Genomic DNA, 14,184 nt, shown 5'->3' with positions numbered 1-14,184 from the left:
AGGAAATTAAAATGAAGAAGATCGGCATCATAGGTGCAGGTGGTATTGCAAGAGCGCATGCAACTGCTTTATCTACAATAAAAAATGCAGAGTTGGTAGGGGTATATGACATAAATCAACAAAATGCAGAAAGCTTTGTGAAAACTTTCGGCGGGAAGTCATTTGAAAACGCAGATGAACTAATTGATGCCTCAGAAGGTTTAATTGTAGCATCACCAAACTTTTGCCATAAAGAACATGCTTTGCAAGCATTAGGAAAACATAAGCATGTTTTGTGTGAAAAGCCTATGGCTATTTCTCTTGAAGAAGCAAGCATAATGAAAGATACTGCTGAAAGGTTGAGCGTAAGAGCCAGTATGGGATTTAATTATAGATATTTATCTTACGTAAATATCTTAAAAAGCTTAATTATCAATAATGAACTAGGTAACATACTGTCCATAAAAGTACACTTCAAGAAAAATAGTGCACTTAGGCGTAAGAAGTTTACTTGGAGAGATGACGCTAACAGTAAGAAGACGAGTGGATCATTGGGGGATCTGGGTATTCACCTTATTGACATGGTATGGTATTTGTTCGAGAGTGATTTCATCACAGAATCAGTAAGGGCAAAAATGAACACAAATGTAAAAACAAAAGAGGATAAACAGGTACTAGTAGATGACTATGCAGAAATTTATGGCCAGCTGAAGAACAAGGTATTTGTAAATATCATCACATCAAAATGTTCTGCACCTGAAGACTGTGGTTTTAGCATTGAGGTAGTTGGACACAAAAAAGAGTTTAAATACCACACAGGTAATCCTCACGTTTACAAGCTCATAGATGGCTTGAACGTGGTAGACTGCCCAGTACCGCAAAGCCTATTAAACGATCCGCCAAACGAGTTTTATGGATGGGCTGATTCTTTTAGAAGCGAGTTAATCAATTGGATTGCATCAACTCAGAATGATTGGGTTGAGATCCCTTCTTTTAGTGATGGTTTTAGATCTCAGGAAGTGTTAGAAATGTTCTTTGAGAAAGACAGCAACTCTCAACCAATGTCTGTTTCAGCAGTCAACTAGTATTTCAAAGAGAGAAGTTACTAAAAAAGCAGGAATTTACTTTCCTGCTTTTTCATATAGGGGTGTAATGAATGTTAAGAGGGACATATTTATTCGGATATGCTTTCTTTTTTACAGTAGGTATTATCCATATATCAACAGGGAGTTTGACACCATTTCTATTAGAGGCTTTTAACAAGACAACAGATGATATTTCGGTCATAATCTTCTTTCAGTTTACCGGATTTCTAAGCGGAGTATTAATCGCACCGTTAATGATCAAGAAATACAGTCATTTTAGGACACTTACTTTAGCTTTGACAATAATGCTTGTAGCGTTAAGTATCTTTTTTCTAACTAAGGATTGGTATTATATTATTGTAATGGCTTTTCTCTTAGGATATGGAGCAGGCACATTAGAAACGACAGTTGGTTCATTTGTTATTGCTAATTTCGAAAGTAATGCAGAAAAAATGAGTAAGCTGGAAGTTCTCTTTGGATTAGGCGCTTTATCTTTCCCATTATTAATTAATTCCTTCATAGATATCAATAACTGGTTTTTACCGTATTACTGTATATTCACCTTTTTATTCGTCCTATTCGTAGGGTGGTTCATTTTCTTGTCCAAGAACCGAAAGTACGCTAAGAATGCTAACCAACAAGTGACCTTTCCAGACGGAGGAGCATTTCAATACTTTATAGGAGATAGAAAAAAATCAAAGCAATTAGGCTTTTTTGTATTTTTTGCTTTCCTATATGCTGGAATCGAAACAAATTTTGCCAACTTTTTACCTTCAATCATGATAAACCAAGACAATGAACAAATTAGTCTTATAAGTGTCTCCTTTTTCTGGGTAGGGATCATCATAGGAAGAATATTGATTGGTTTCGTAAGTAGAAGGCTTGATTTTTCCAAATACCTTCTTTTTAGCTGTAGTTGTTTAATTGTTTTGTTGATTGCCTTCTCTTATATAAGTAACCCAATACTTCAATTGAGTGGTACATTTTTGATTGGCCTAAGTATAGCGGGGATATTTCCCATTGCTTTAACACTAGCATCAATCATTATTCAGAAGTACGTTGACGAAGTTACAAGTTTATTTATTGCCTCGGCAAGTTTCGGAGGAGCGATCATCTCTTTCTTAATTGGATGGAGTTTAAATCAGGATACGATCTTATTAACCATGGGAATATTTACAACTATGGCGGTCATTCTAGTAGGTATTTCTGTAAAGATTAGAAGAACTAAAACAGAAGACCCTATTTCACTTGAAAACAAAGCATCAAAAACACAGTAGAAAACGTGTAAATTAAAGATACTAATAGACATACCGTATAAGCAGGGCAAATTCCTGAACATCTTGAATTTCATTCTTCAAGAGGAAATCTGATTTACGTTACAGCCTTGAAAAAGATAGAAAAAAGCGAAAAACACGCACCGCAGTGCGTGTTTTTTATTTAAAAATGCTCGGGAGACCCCCTTCAATTTCTTCTGACGACGGATACCATTTTGTCACCAGATCCCGAAACAGCCGTTCCGCAAAAAGAATCTCTTCCTCGGTATAGCGGTCAAAAAATGACAGAAAACGCTGTTCAGCCTTCTGATGATAATATTTGTGCAAACTGTGCAGCTTTTTTCCAGCAGGCGTCAATCGGAAGTAGACCTCCTTTTTATTATCGCTGAGCTGTGTTCTGTGAAGGAAGCCTGCGCCGAGCAATTTTGTGCTGATGCGTGATACAGTCGCTTTTGTCGTATTCATTTTTTCTGCTATCGACGTGACATTAATTGGTTCATTGTCCCCGACACAGGATAGAACATGAATTTCTGTCATCGTCAATTGAGATTTACTCCCGTGCTCTACATCCAGCTTCCTCAATTCGTCAGATAAAAAGACTTTAATAAGCCCCTCCCATTTCTCCTGCTGATGAATGAGCTCCGCATACAATTCAAAAAGATTGCGTTTCGTATGATCTGTGTTCATCGGGTTTTCCATCCTTTTTCATTCGATTGTTTCTTCTATCATACCGTTTTGTTACAGATGAAACAATCGAATTGAATTATATTCGGCTGGTGACGGAAAACCAGCGGCTGATCCCTTTTTGAATCACCTCGGCACAATCGGGCGCTGATGCATCCACCGCCCAGGCTACATGTCCATCGGGACGAACCAATATGGTATGCACATCCCGCAACTTTTCATTCGGTTCGGCAAGCGAGGCGGTTACCGTACGTAAGCCTTTCACTTCGATATGCTCATCAGCTTCCTGCCTCAATGACAGCAAAACGAATGACCCGTTTTGGAGAAAGCTGTACAGCCATTCCGAACTGCCGTCGGAAAGAATCAGCTTCATGTCAGGGAGCCGTGCCCCGTTCAAACGATTCGGCGGCATGGTACGATCAGCTTCATACCTGACATCGAGCGCAGAAATTTGCCCCGCTACATATCGATTCACTTCAGGATAGGCAAGCAGCTCCGACATCATACTCCGCAAATGGAGGCCTGCTTGAGTGAAATCAATCAGTTTTGTCTGCGCCTCCGTGTTCCTCAGGAGCCCTTCTGCAGCCGGGTGCCGCTCCTCATGATAGCTGTCTAAAAGCCATGAAGGCGCAGCGCCCTTGACGGCCGCCGCCAGCTTCCATCCAAGATTCATCGCATCCTGAAGGCCGACATTCAGCCCTTGGCCGCCAGCTGGAAAATGAATATGCGCCGCATCCCCTGCAAGGAAGATTCTGCCGTCGCGGTACCGCTTCGCTTGGCGTGCGGCGTTCCCGAACCGTGACATCCAGGAAGGCTCGGTTAAACCGAAGTCAGTCCCGCAAATTCGTATGAGATCCGTTTTCAGCTCCTCCTCAGTGACAGGCACATCTTTCGGCGTCTGCGTGCGATAAGGGCTGATCACGACGACACGGTATCGGCCCGGAGAAAGCGGAACGATCATGACACCCCCCTCTTTTGTGCAAAGGGACAGCACGCCTGACGGCGGCGGAGAATGGAGCGCCACATCCCCAAGCGCAGCGGTGACAGTGCTGTCTGTTCCCGGAAACTCAATTTTTGCCTGTTTCCGGACGGTACTCCCGGCGCCATCTGCCCCAACGGCAAACTTGCTTGTGATCGTCCGTACACTGCCATCCCGATCCTTAAATATCGTTTGGACCGCTTCCCCGTCTTGCGTTATCGCCAGCGCCTCTGCACCCCGAAACACCTCTGTTCCCAGCCTTCGTGCATGATCTTCAAGCAGCTTTTCTGTTTTGGACTGCGGGAGCAAAAGCGTGTAAGGACAGCTCGTATCCAAGCCTGAAAAATCCAGACGGGTATCCAGCATTGAAAAATGTCCGGAAGGTATCTTGCTTCCCTTGGATACGAACCGCTCTAAAATCCCTCTCATCTCAAGGAGCTCCAGCGTTCGGGGATGCAGCGTCAACGCCTTGGAATGCGGAACAGGTTTTTCAAGCCGTTCAATCACACATGTTCCCACTCCGGCCATCGCAAGCTCAGAAGCCAGCATAAATCCGACCGGCCCTCCTCCTATAATCACTGCTTCATATTTCATCATCATTCACCACTCCTTTTGTTTCATGAAAAACGAACAAAAATCAATAAAAACGGCCCTCTAATCAAAAAATATTTAAATTTTGTTACACAGGTAACAATATTGATTATAGCTCCTTACAAATTTTTCTTCAACACATTTTTCCAAACGGCATACAAAAAGACGCCTCTTCCATTAGCGTCTTTTTATTCGGCATCAGAAATCACACCGACAATATTTTTTTCTCTTATCGGACCAAAATGCCGGCTGTCGAAGCTGTATATGCGATTATCTCCAACGACAAAATATTTTCCTTTCGGCACCTTGCTTGTTCCCGTCACATCTTTCAAAGAAAAATCACCCGTTACATGGCTGCCGGCAGAAACAGATTTCAAATGCTTCAAAAATGGCTCAGCAACCTGCTTTCCGTTCACATACAGCTGATCATCTTTATATTTGATCGTTTCACCGGGCAAGCCGATTACCCGTTTAATCAGCACTTTATGATCAGGGCCTTTAAAAAGGACGATGTCAAAACGATGGATGGTTTTAAATCGATGCGAAAATTTATTGACCAACAATTCGTTTCCTTCCTGGAAAGTCGGGTTCATACTGACGCCTTCTACCTTGTAATCAATAAAGACAGCATTTTTAACCTGAATGGCGAGAACAACGGACACTACACCGGCAAGAAACCAAAACCGTTTTTTCATGTTACTGTCTCCCTCCATCATGCTCACGCTGACTGGCTCTTACATGCAGATACCGCTCCACCTTTTTGCCGACATACCATAAGACAGTGATCACCAATACGGCGATGACCGTTCGAATCGGCTGTGTAATCAGCGCGTGCAGATCATATCCGATGAAGCTGATCATAAAAATCATGACAAGCTTCCCCGAGGCTGCCGCCAAAATAAACGGCCGCGTTCCGATCCTTGACAAACCGGCAACAACATTCACCGCGGCTGACGGTGTAAATGGAAAACAAAGCAGAAGAAACATGGGACCGAAGCCGTGTCTTTCCACCCATAACATCAGCTTTCTGACAGACGGATGACTGCGGATAAATCCAAGAAATTTTCTCTGTCCGTATTGACGGACAATTAAAAATACGAGAATGGAACCAGCAGTTGACCCCGCCCAGGACAGGATGAATCCTTCCCACAAGCCAAACGAGTTCGTATTCGCCACCACAAACACGATCAGCGGCAAAAACGGGAGAAATGCTTCAATTAAAGGCAGCAGCACAGCAATGAGCGGACCGAAAGCCCTATAGCTTTGAAATAATTCAGTTAAATGTTCTTGTGTCAAATAGGATAAAAAATGCTCCAACATTTATACTCCTTACCGGGTTTGTCTATCCTTATTCTACACATTATCAGCAGAAAACTAAAAAGTTTTGGTGATTTTTTCTGTCTTGAAACATTTCACCAGCCGATATAGAATACAAATAGAACAAACGTTCCCTTAGAAAGAAGGAGTCAACATGCCAAATCTGCAGGAGGAAATATACGATTTAATTGAACGGGCTCTCTTTTTGCCCATGGCCATTACGATTTTTAACCGTGATCTCGCCGGAATTGAAGAAAGCACATTAAAATTGAAGCATCCTTATAAACAGCTTATCGGCGAATCATTAAAAATAGCACAAAAGGATTTGATGGAGGTCAGAAAAGAACTGAGGAAAAGGAAAATTGCGATCCGCGAGGTGGAACGCGATGAGGCCTTTACGCTCTATGTATTTGTCATCGACGGTTATGAAGAAAACCACCGCTATTTTAATCCGCGAATCCGTGAGCAGGTCAGCGAATTATTAACATACTATCTATTTGCCCCAGACAGACTCTGAGCCTTTTGAATCATACTGCCCGTTCCCTCTTCGGGCGATTCAGAGCATTAATTTCAGACAATTCACACTATACAAACAAAATAAATTTATTTATAATTCGAACCACAGCCTTTCACGCCAACAAATGACATGTGCTGCCATATCTGCGCCATCATTTTCAGTACGCTTGGGCTTGTACACCCCAATCCTAAATAGAAGGAGGATTCTATGAAACTGATTCACGTTCTTGCCGCTTTGCCCTTTATCGGAATCTTACTCGGCATCCCTTTTGCAAATAAGATGACCCCCTATGTGTTCGGCATGCCGTTTATTCTTGCCTATATTGTGATGTGGGCTCTTTTGACCTCTGCGCTGATGGCGATTGTGTATGTCCTCGACAAGGAAAATAAAAAGGAGGAAGCAGAATGAATGCAGCTCTCATCATCATTTTCGGTGTCCTGCTTTTGAGTATTTTTCTCGGTATACGCGCCCAAAAAGGAAAAGACATGAACCTGGAGCAGTGGACGGTCGGAGGGCGCGGCTTCGGAACTGTTTTCGTCTTCCTTTTGATGGCAGGCGAAATTTATACTACTTTTACGTTTCTCGGCGGCAGCGGCTGGGCCTACGGAAAAGGCGGTCCAGCCTTTTATATCATCGCCTACGGATGTCTGGCCTACATCCTTTCTTACTGGCTTCTTCCAGCAGTTTGGACGTACGCGAAACAGCATAAACTGATGTCGCAGTCTGATTTTTTCACAAAAAAATACAACAGTCCGCTGCTTGGCATTCTCGTTTCACTGGTCGGCATCGCCGCACTCATTCCCTATCTTGTACTGCAGCTGAAAGGCCTCGGGCTGATTGTATCGGAAACCTCGTACGGCAAAATCACCCCGACCGCCGCCATCTGGATCGGCGCTGTTTCCATCACGGTTTATGTTATGGTTTCAGGCATTCACGGGTCTGCCTGGATATCGGTTGTGAAGGACATCATGATTCTGGTTGTCGTTCTGTTTTTAGGTGTGTATTTGCCAATTCATTACTACGGCGGATTTCAAGACATGTTTCAGCAGATTGAAACGGCAAAGCCTGGCTTTCTTACGCTCCCCGAATCGGGACAAAGTGCGGCGTGGTTCAGTTCAACCGTACTCTTGACAGCGCTCGGGTTTTACATGTGGCCTCACACGTTTTCCGCCTCGTATTCAGCTGAAAATCCAAAAGTGTTTCGTAAAAACGCCATCATCATGCCTTTGTACCAGCTGGTCCTGCTCTTTGTCCTTTTCGTCGGCTTTGCGGCTATCCTGCAAGTTCCAGATCTGAAAGGCGCAGACGGGGATCTGTCGCTTTTGAGACTGTCTCTGCAAACATTTGACCCTTGGTTTGTCGGAATTATCGGTGCTGCCGGACTGCTGACAGCACTTGTGCCAGGGTCTATGATCTTAATGTCCGCCTCCACGCTGTTTGCAAAAAATGTGTACAAGGTAATCGCGCCCCGCACGACAGAACAGCAGGTATCGGCTCTTGCTAAGTTTTTAGTGCCGGTGATTGCGTTGATTTCAGTGTATTTTACCTTCAAAGGCGGGAATACCATCGTTACGTTGCTTTTGATGGGCTACAGCCTTGTCACACAGCTATTCCCCGCCCTTTTGTTCAGCCTGTTCAAGCATAATATGGTGACAAAGCAAGGAGCCTTCGCCGGCATTATTGCAGGTGTCGGAGCAGTTACTTATATTACAATGACGGAAACGACGATCGGCACTTTATTTCCGGCGCTGCCGCAAGCCGCAAAAGACCTGAATGTTGGCATCGTTGCCCTGCTTTTGAATATCTCGGTCATGATGGCAGTCAGCCTTATGACAAGGAAGGCGAAAAGCGCTGCGGCCGATCAGGCTGCATAAGCATAAAAAAAGCAATCTGGACACCAGATTGCTTTTTCTTATTTACCGTTCACAGGCGATAAGATCTTTATCGCGGTCTTTCTTTTTATTGGCATCATAAAGGTCCTTAGAGACGTAAGGCTTGTACTTTGTTTTTCCGCCTTTGTTTTTCGCCTTCGAAGTGCGAGCCACTCCGCCTTTGTATACTTTGTTTAACTCCTTGCAGTTCTTATAGACCTTCACCTTTGTTTTGGCTTCCGCCACATGGTCAGCTCCGTATGAAAAACCGAAAACGAGACCGAGTGACAGCAAAACCGCCGCCGCTTTTTTCATGACGATTCACTCTCCCAATACCCAATATTTAGTTGATTTATAGCTCGAATTTATCATAATTCATATAGTCTTATTTGACAAGATAAATATGGAAGAAGGCTTTGTTTTTTCTTGTTTTCTTTTTCCTTCACTATTCAAACTGCCAAAACATGTTTTTCTGCTTATGCTCAGGGGTACACATACGAATGTACACCAAACAGAAAAGGAGCGTTGCTGATGTCTGATTCAAATCTTACGAATCCTATAAAAGTATTTTTTCATGATGAATTTCCCGAACAATATCAAGAACCGCCAGGCCTGCAAAAGAACATGAAGCCTGTCCCTGATTGCGGAGAAAAAAGCTACAAAGGATCAGGTAAACTAACGGGTCGAAAAGCGCTTGTCACGGGCGGCGATTCCGGTATCGGCCGCGCTGCCGCAATTGCTTACGCCAGAGAAGGTGCCGATGTGGCCATTAACTACTTGCCCGAGGAACAGCCAGATGCTGAAGAGGTAAAAGAACTGATTGAAGCAGAAGGCCGAAAAGCAGTGCTGATCCCCGGAGACTTGAGCGACGAATCCTTTTGCCAAGATCTAGTCAAACAGTCGCATCACGAACTCGGCGGACTTGATGTGCTAGCACTTGTTGCAGGCAAACAGCAAGCGGTCGAAAACATCGAAGATCTGCCTACTGAACAAATCTATAAAACCTTTGAAGTGAACGTCTTTTCCCTTTACTGGGTTGTAAAAGCGGCGCTTCCGTATTTGCCGGAGGGAGCTTCAATTATCACAACTACCTCAGTTGAAGGCTATAATCCAAGCCCGATGCTGTTAGATTACGCAGCAACGAAAAACGCCATTATCGGCTTTACCGTCGGACTGGGAAAACAGCTTGCTTCCAAAGGCATCAGAGTAAATTCAGTTGCGCCCGGACCAATTTGGACACCGCTGCAAATTTCCGGCGGACAGCCGACGGAAAACATCCCGAAATTCGGACAAGGCACGCCGCCAGCTCCATTAAATCGCGCTGGACAGCCAGTGGAATTGGCCGATGTTTATGTATTTCTAGCTTCAGAGAATTCAAGCTATGTGACATCTCAGGTATATGGCATCACCGGAGGAATTCCGACGGCATAGCTTTATGAAAGGAGCTGCCCTGTGGGTCAGCTCCTTCCTATTTTTCTAATACCGTTCCCCGAGCTCACGCAAAATAAAATCATAAATCATCTTCGTCCGCTCTTCTTTCGGGTACAGCATAAATTCCTGTCTTTTCGGAACGCGGTGGTCGATTCTGTCTTGGAATTTGGTTCTGAGCCACGCTGTTCGGTATACCTGGTTTTCGAACGAATTATAGGAAATCGGCAGCTCCATCGTTTTCCCATTCGAAAACGTCACTTCCGTATCGTCGAATTCAGTCGCTTTGAATTCTTTTACATGCACATGGGAAATCCAGCCGCATTGGGGTCTTGTCGAAGAAAGTGTAGGGAATAAAAAAATTTGGTTCGAAGGGTCCACCATGATTGGCGGCTTGTGTGAAATTTTTGTCACTTCATAAGTTCCTGCTTTTCTTCCCGCATAGCTTGATCCAAAAAATCGGCAGCTTCTGTCGACAATTTGCAGCGGCTTCATGTTGACATAAAACACGCAATCTTTTTCAATAATTTTGGAACAGATTTTGCCGTCTATTTCTTCTGGCAGCACGGCAATTGTTGCGCCGTTCACTTCATACGATTCTAAAGGTGCGTCTGTTTTCTGACTCATATTATGGCCTCCATCCTTTTTCTGCAAAATTTATACTAATAATCTATCATCTGTTTTTGTAAAACGACAGGTTTTTTTAACATTTAAGATAAAATCATCTTTTAATGATATTTAATGGTACTAAATGACTAGTAATAAACCGATTTTACTTTCATAAGACTTGCCGGTTTACGGCATTTTGCAGGATATGTCGATAGATTGCCAAGTATTAGTTGTCTAAAAATTATAAAAATTTATTGATTTTTTCGACCGTTATCCATATACTATAAAAAAGGCATTGGGGGGATTCTTTATGAAAGAGAAAAAATCGTACACTGAGCTCATGAAGTCCCGCAACACGCAAAAAACAAAAGAATTCGATGTCACAATGACGGATATTTACATTCAAATGGTGCTCGATGAATCCTTGTATAACCGTCGGCTTGCCATGCTGACGGACCAAATTAACAAAGCCTTGGACGAAAAAGATAAAGATGCGTTTCTTACGCTCTCTAAAGAATATGCAGCGCTCAAGCAGAGCGAATAAGCCAATCCTTCAAGGATTGGCTTTTTATTATCCGTTCACAATTGTTCCGCCATTGACGTGAATCGTCTGCCCTGTGACGTATGTGGAATCGTCGCTGGCAAGGTATAGATAGCTTGGCGCCACTTCGACCGGCTGTCCCGGGCGTTCCATCGGCACGTCTGAACCAAACACTTCCACGTCTTTTGCGGCAAAGCTGGCCGGGATAAGCGGTGTCCAAATGGGACCCGGTGCCACTGCGTTGACCCGTATGCCCTGCTGAACAAGCGACTGGGAAAGGGACCTTGTAAACGTAACGATCGCGCCTTTTGTCGCTGAATAATCGATCAGCGTTTTATTGCCTTTATAGGCGGTAATTGAGGCGGTATTAATAATAGAGCTCCCTTTTTTTAAATGAGGCAGCACTGCCTTTGTTAAGTAAAACATGGAAAAAATGTTTGTTTGGAAGGTTCTGATCAGCTGGTGACTGGTGATTTTTTCAATGCTGGGCTGGACATGCTGCTCAGCTGCATTGTTAACCAATATATCAATGGATGGAAACACTTGGCTTGCCTGCCCGACCACATCATTGCAAAACGCTTCATCCCCGACATCTCCTGCAATCAGCAGGCATTTTACTCCTTCCTTTTCTACATACTGCTTTGTTTCCTCGGCGTCCTGATGTTCATTCAAATACACAATGACCACATTAGCCCCTTCTTTTGCGAATAACACCGAGACAGCGCGTCCAATCCCGCTGTCTCCTCCAGTAATAATAGCGGTTTTGCCCTCTAATTTTTTCGCTTTCTTCGGCTTATTAAAAACCGGACGCGGGTCCATCAGATATTCAAAACCAGGCTGCTGGTTCTGGTGCTGAGGCGGTAATGTTTTCTTTTTTTGATTCGCCAATGAAATCACTCCTTTTCAACCTTATTATGTTATGAACAATGCCTGCTTCCTATGTATGAAAAGATAGAATATGGAAAAATTAAGAATAAATCTGATTGGAGGTATAACGGCTTGGCTAATCAACATTTTGCAAAGGAAGCACCTGAAACATACTGGAAAACATCAACTGACCTGCCTTCTTTTCCTGCACTTCAAGAGGACACTGAATGTGACGTCACCATTATCGGAGGCGGGATTACGGGAATCACAACGGCATATGAACTTACGAAGAGAGGCTTCCGTGTCGTTTTGATTGAAGCAAATCAGGTTCTTAACGGAACCACTGCGCATACAACTGCTAAAGTTACCGCACAGCATGACATGATATACGACGAATTTATCCGCAATTTCGGATTAAACCATGCGAGGCTTTATTATGAAGCAAACCAAAACGCAATTGATTACATAAAAGGCATTGTGGATGAACATCAAATTGATTGCGAATGGATCGAGCAAGACGCATATCTTTATACGGCAAATGAAAACGCTGTTCAAAAAATCCGCACCGAGCATGAGGCATACACAAAGCTGGGAATTGAGAGAGACCTTATCAAGGATCTTCCAATTCCCTTAGGTTCTAAGCTGGCGCTTGTCATGAAGAATCAAGCTCAATTTCATCCGCTTCAATACTTAAAAGCGCTTCTGGAGCAAATTGTTCAAAAAGGCGGCCGAATTTATGAAGAGTCCGTTGCGCTTGATATCAAAAAAGGCGAAAGGCCCGAAGTGGTAACAAAAAGCCGGCACGCCATTAAGAGCCGCTTTATCATATGCTGTTCCCACTTCCCTTTTTATGACGGAGGCGGATTATATGCTGCGAGAATGTACTCCGACAGATCTTATGTCCTTGCCATCAAGCCGAAGATCGAGTATCCCGAGGGCATGTATTTGAGTATCGATCAGCCGTCAGTGGCGCTCCGCTATACGGTTGTAAACGGTGAAAAGCTGATTCTCTTCAGCGGAGTAAGCCATAAAACAGGCCAGGGAAAAGCCATGTCTACACATTATGAAACACTAAGACAACTGGCCGAAAGCACCATCGGCATCGAAAGCATTCCATATTATTGGTCCACCCAAGATCTAGTGACGATCGACAAAATCCCGTTTATCGGGCCGATGTCGGAAAATGAGGACAATATTCTAGTAGCGACCGGGTTCAAAAAATGGGGCATGACGTCCTCAGCAGTCGCAGCCACTCTATTGTCAGACCTTGTGGAGAAAAAAGACAATCCATACGAAAGCATTTTCACTCCGTCCCGTTTCCATCTGAATCCCGGGTTGCAGAAAGTGATTTCCTACAATGCCGATGTCGCCAAGCATTTGATTAAAGGAAAGCTTGAAAAGCCTGATGTCCAATTTGAAGACATTTCGCCAGGAGAAGGGAAAGCCGTCACCATAAACGGCAGGCGAGCGGGAGCATTTCGGGATGAGACAGGCTGCCTCCATCTCGTTGATACGACTTGTACCCATTTAGGCTGCGAGGTCGAGTGGAATGACAGTGAGCATACGTGGGATTGTCCGTGCCACGGATCACGCTTTAAGCCATCTGGCGAAGTTGTAGAGGGTCCGGCCATTAAACCATTAAAACAAATAGATCTCGATTAAACCGTTCATTTTAATGAACGGTTTTTCAAATATTTTTCATCTGCAGCTTCATTCATGTTTCCCTTGGCCGATAAAAAAGAAAAAGGCTTAAAAAGCCAAAAAGTAAAAATTATATTTTTCCCAAGGGGGATCATTGTATTGTTATTTAAAAAAGACAGAAAACAAGAAACAGCTTACTTTTCAGATTCAAACAGACAGCAAAAAAACCGCATTCAGCTCACAAACAAACATGCAGATGTCAAAAAACAGCTCAAAATGGTCAGGTTGGGAGATGCTGAGCTTTACGTGTTAGAGCAGCTTCAGCCACTCATTCAAGAAAATATCGTAAATATCGTTGATGCGTTTTATAAAAACCTTGACCATGAAAGCTCATTGATGGATATCATTAATGATCACAGCTCAGTTGACCGCTTAAAACAAACGTTAAAACGGCATATTCAGGAAATGTTTGCAGGCGTTATCGATGATGAATTCATTGAAAAGCGTAACCGAATCGCCTCCATCCATTTAAGAATCGGCCTTTTGCCAAAATGGTATATGGGTGCGTTTCAAGAGCTTCTTTTGTCAATGATTGACATTTATGAAGCGTCCATTACAAATCAGCAAGAACTGCTAAAAGCCATTAAAGCAACAACAAAAATCTTGAACTTAGAACAGCAGCTTGTCCTTGAAGCGTTTCAAAGCGAGTACAACCAGACCCGTGATGAACAAGAAGAAAAGAAAAACCTTCTTCATCAGAAAATTCAAGAAACCTCTGGATCGATTGCCAATCTGTTTTCA

The 14,184-nt window shown here is 43.4% G+C and carries 15 protein-coding genes and 1 pseudogene; 9 read left to right on the top strand and 7 right to left on the bottom strand.

All coding sequences use genetic code 11. The features are described from left to right. The first annotated feature begins 11 nt into the window (after positions 1-11). Positions 12-1,064 carry a glucose-6-phosphate 3-dehydrogenase NdtC gene (gene ntdC / locus NYE56_RS05250; RefSeq protein WP_141949383.1) on the top strand — a complete coding sequence of 351 codons (1,053 nt, stop codon included), beginning with the start codon at positions 12-14 and terminating at the stop codon, positions 1,062-1,064. Positions 1,065-1,135: 71 nt separating this feature from the next. Next, positions 1,136-2,341 carry a glucose/mannose transporter GlcP gene (gene glcP / locus NYE56_RS05245; protein WP_341283563.1) on the top strand — a complete coding sequence of 402 codons (1,206 nt, stop codon included), beginning with the start codon at positions 1,136-1,138 and terminating at the stop codon, positions 2,339-2,341. A gap of 156 nt (positions 2,342-2,497) precedes the next feature. On the opposite strand, the gene NYE56_RS05240 is transcribed toward glcP, so the two are convergent. From NYE56_RS05240 to NYE56_RS05225, 4 genes are all read right to left on the bottom strand, one after another. After that, the gene (locus NYE56_RS05240; RefSeq protein WP_041335554.1) at positions 2,498-3,025 is read right to left on the bottom strand and encodes a MarR family transcriptional regulator; all 528 of its coding nucleotides are present in this window, start codon (positions 3,023-3,025) and stop codon (positions 2,498-2,500) included. Positions 3,026-3,101: 76 nt separating this feature from the next. Next, positions 3,102-4,601, bottom strand: a complete 1,500-nt coding sequence (locus NYE56_RS05235) for a monooxygenase (RefSeq protein WP_133953540.1) — start codon at positions 4,599-4,601, stop codon at positions 3,102-3,104. A gap of 179 nt (positions 4,602-4,780) precedes the next feature. Next, positions 4,781-5,287 carry a signal peptidase I gene (lepB, locus tag NYE56_RS05230; protein WP_003233128.1) on the bottom strand — a complete coding sequence of 169 codons (507 nt, stop codon included), beginning with the start codon at positions 5,285-5,287 and terminating at the stop codon, positions 4,781-4,783. Between the two features lies 1 nt (position 5,288). After that, the gene (locus tag NYE56_RS05225; protein ID WP_341283562.1) at positions 5,289-5,912 is read right to left on the bottom strand and encodes a TVP38/TMEM64 family protein; all 624 of its coding nucleotides are present in this window, start codon (positions 5,910-5,912) and stop codon (positions 5,289-5,291) included. Between the two features lie 151 nt (positions 5,913-6,063). Between NYE56_RS05225 and NYE56_RS05220 the strand changes: the two genes are divergently transcribed. The 3 genes from NYE56_RS05220 to NYE56_RS05210 all read left to right on the top strand — a co-directional run bounded on the left by NYE56_RS05220 (position 6,064) and on the right by NYE56_RS05210 (position 8,300). Continuing rightward, positions 6,064-6,426 carry a hypothetical protein gene (locus tag NYE56_RS05220; protein WP_268554870.1) on the top strand — a complete coding sequence of 121 codons (363 nt, stop codon included), beginning with the start codon at positions 6,064-6,066 and terminating at the stop codon, positions 6,424-6,426. A gap of 207 nt (positions 6,427-6,633) precedes the next feature. After that, positions 6,634-6,834, top strand: coding sequence for a DUF3311 domain-containing protein (locus NYE56_RS05215; protein WP_341283561.1), 201 nt, complete (start codon positions 6,634-6,636; stop codon positions 6,832-6,834). Further along, a complete protein-coding gene (locus tag NYE56_RS05210) occupies positions 6,831-8,300 on the top strand; it encodes a sodium:solute symporter family protein (RefSeq protein WP_341283560.1) in 1,470 nt (489 codons plus the stop codon). Before NYE56_RS05215 ends, NYE56_RS05210 begins: the two co-directional genes overlap by 4 nt. A gap of 42 nt (positions 8,301-8,342) precedes the next feature. On the opposite strand, the gene NYE56_RS05205 is transcribed toward NYE56_RS05210, so the two are convergent. Beyond that, the gene (locus NYE56_RS05205; RefSeq protein WP_003224373.1) at positions 8,343-8,612 is read right to left on the bottom strand and encodes an excalibur calcium-binding domain-containing protein; all 270 of its coding nucleotides are present in this window, start codon (positions 8,610-8,612) and stop codon (positions 8,343-8,345) included. A 216-nt stretch (positions 8,613-8,828) separates the two neighbouring features. On the opposite strand from NYE56_RS05205, the gene NYE56_RS05200 reads away from it, so the two are divergent. Continuing rightward, positions 8,829-9,728: an SDR family oxidoreductase gene (locus tag NYE56_RS05200; RefSeq protein WP_341283559.1), complete on the top strand. Its 900-nt coding sequence runs from the start codon at positions 8,829-8,831 to the stop codon at positions 9,726-9,728. 45 nt (positions 9,729-9,773) lie between these two features. On the opposite strand, the gene comK is transcribed toward NYE56_RS05200, so the two are convergent. After that, entirely contained in the window at positions 9,774-10,352 is a 579-nt protein-coding gene (gene comK, locus NYE56_RS05195) for a competence transcription factor ComK (RefSeq protein ID WP_003245329.1), read from the bottom strand. 292 nt (positions 10,353-10,644) lie between these two features. Between comK and NYE56_RS05190 the strand changes: the two genes are divergently transcribed. Next, complete coding sequence (locus NYE56_RS05190; RefSeq protein ID WP_003233142.1) at positions 10,645-10,878, top strand: IDEAL domain-containing protein; 234 nt, start codon at positions 10,645-10,647, stop codon at positions 10,876-10,878. 27 nt (positions 10,879-10,905) lie between these two features. Here NYE56_RS05190 and NYE56_RS05185 read toward each other — a convergent pair whose 3' ends face one another. Beyond that, the gene (locus NYE56_RS05185; protein WP_341283558.1) at positions 10,906-11,763 is read right to left on the bottom strand and encodes an SDR family oxidoreductase; all 858 of its coding nucleotides are present in this window, start codon (positions 11,761-11,763) and stop codon (positions 10,906-10,908) included. A gap of 111 nt (positions 11,764-11,874) precedes the next feature. Between NYE56_RS05185 and NYE56_RS05180 the strand changes: the two genes are divergently transcribed. Both NYE56_RS05180 and NYE56_RS21310 read left to right on the top strand, forming a co-directional pair. Continuing rightward, positions 11,875-13,404, top strand: a complete 1,530-nt coding sequence (locus NYE56_RS05180; protein WP_335449105.1) for an FAD-dependent oxidoreductase — start codon at positions 11,875-11,877, stop codon at positions 13,402-13,404. A gap of 54 nt (positions 13,405-13,458) precedes the next feature. Continuing rightward, a pseudogene (locus NYE56_RS21310) lies at positions 13,459-14,085 on the top strand (protoglobin domain-containing protein); the annotation flags it as partial. Between the last annotated feature and the right edge of the window lie 99 nt (positions 14,086-14,184).

The organism is Bacillus sp. FSL R5-0603 (assembly GCF_038050295.1).
In the GTDB taxonomy this organism is placed as follows: domain Bacteria; phylum Bacillota; class Bacilli; order Bacillales; family Bacillaceae; genus Bacillus; species Bacillus subtilis.
Note: the sequence above shows the minus strand (reverse complement) of the source record. Positions and strands in the feature narration are given on the sequence as shown.

What these genes read in the sequence shown, in the direction of transcription:
- ntdC (WP_141949383.1), top strand. Translation starts at nt 12, where the DNA reads ATGAAGAAGATCGGCATCATAGGTGCAGGTGGTATTGCAAGAGCGCAT.
- NYE56_RS05210 (WP_341283560.1), top strand. Translation starts at nt 6,831, where the DNA reads ATGAATGCAGCTCTCATCATCATTTTCGGTGTCCTGCTTTTGAGTATT.
- NYE56_RS05215 (WP_341283561.1), top strand. Translation starts at nt 6,634, where the DNA reads ATGAAACTGATTCACGTTCTTGCCGCTTTGCCCTTTATCGGAATCTTA.
- NYE56_RS05240 (WP_041335554.1), bottom strand. Translation starts at nt 3,025, where the DNA reads ATGAACACAGATCATACGAAACGCAATCTTTTTGAATTGTATGCGGAG.
- NYE56_RS05225 (WP_341283562.1), bottom strand. Translation starts at nt 5,912, where the DNA reads ATGTTGGAGCATTTTTTATCCTATTTGACACAAGAACATTTAACTGAA.
- lepB (WP_003233128.1), bottom strand. Translation starts at nt 5,287, where the DNA reads ATGAAAAAACGGTTTTGGTTTCTTGCCGGTGTAGTGTCCGTTGTTCTC.
- NYE56_RS05205 (WP_003224373.1), bottom strand. Translation starts at nt 8,612, where the DNA reads ATGAAAAAAGCGGCGGCGGTTTTGCTGTCACTCGGTCTCGTTTTCGGT.
- glcP (WP_341283563.1), top strand. Translation starts at nt 1,136, where the DNA reads ATGTTAAGAGGGACATATTTATTCGGATATGCTTTCTTTTTTACAGTA.
- comK (WP_003245329.1), bottom strand. Translation starts at nt 10,352, where the DNA reads ATGAGTCAGAAAACAGACGCACCTTTAGAATCGTATGAAGTGAACGGC.
- NYE56_RS05200 (WP_341283559.1), top strand. Translation starts at nt 8,829, where the DNA reads ATGTCTGATTCAAATCTTACGAATCCTATAAAAGTATTTTTTCATGAT.
- NYE56_RS05190 (WP_003233142.1), top strand. Translation starts at nt 10,645, where the DNA reads ATGAAAGAGAAAAAATCGTACACTGAGCTCATGAAGTCCCGCAACACG.
- NYE56_RS05235 (WP_133953540.1), bottom strand. Translation starts at nt 4,601, where the DNA reads ATGATGATGAAATATGAAGCAGTGATTATAGGAGGAGGGCCGGTCGGA.
- NYE56_RS05220 (WP_268554870.1), top strand. Translation starts at nt 6,064, where the DNA reads ATGCCAAATCTGCAGGAGGAAATATACGATTTAATTGAACGGGCTCTC.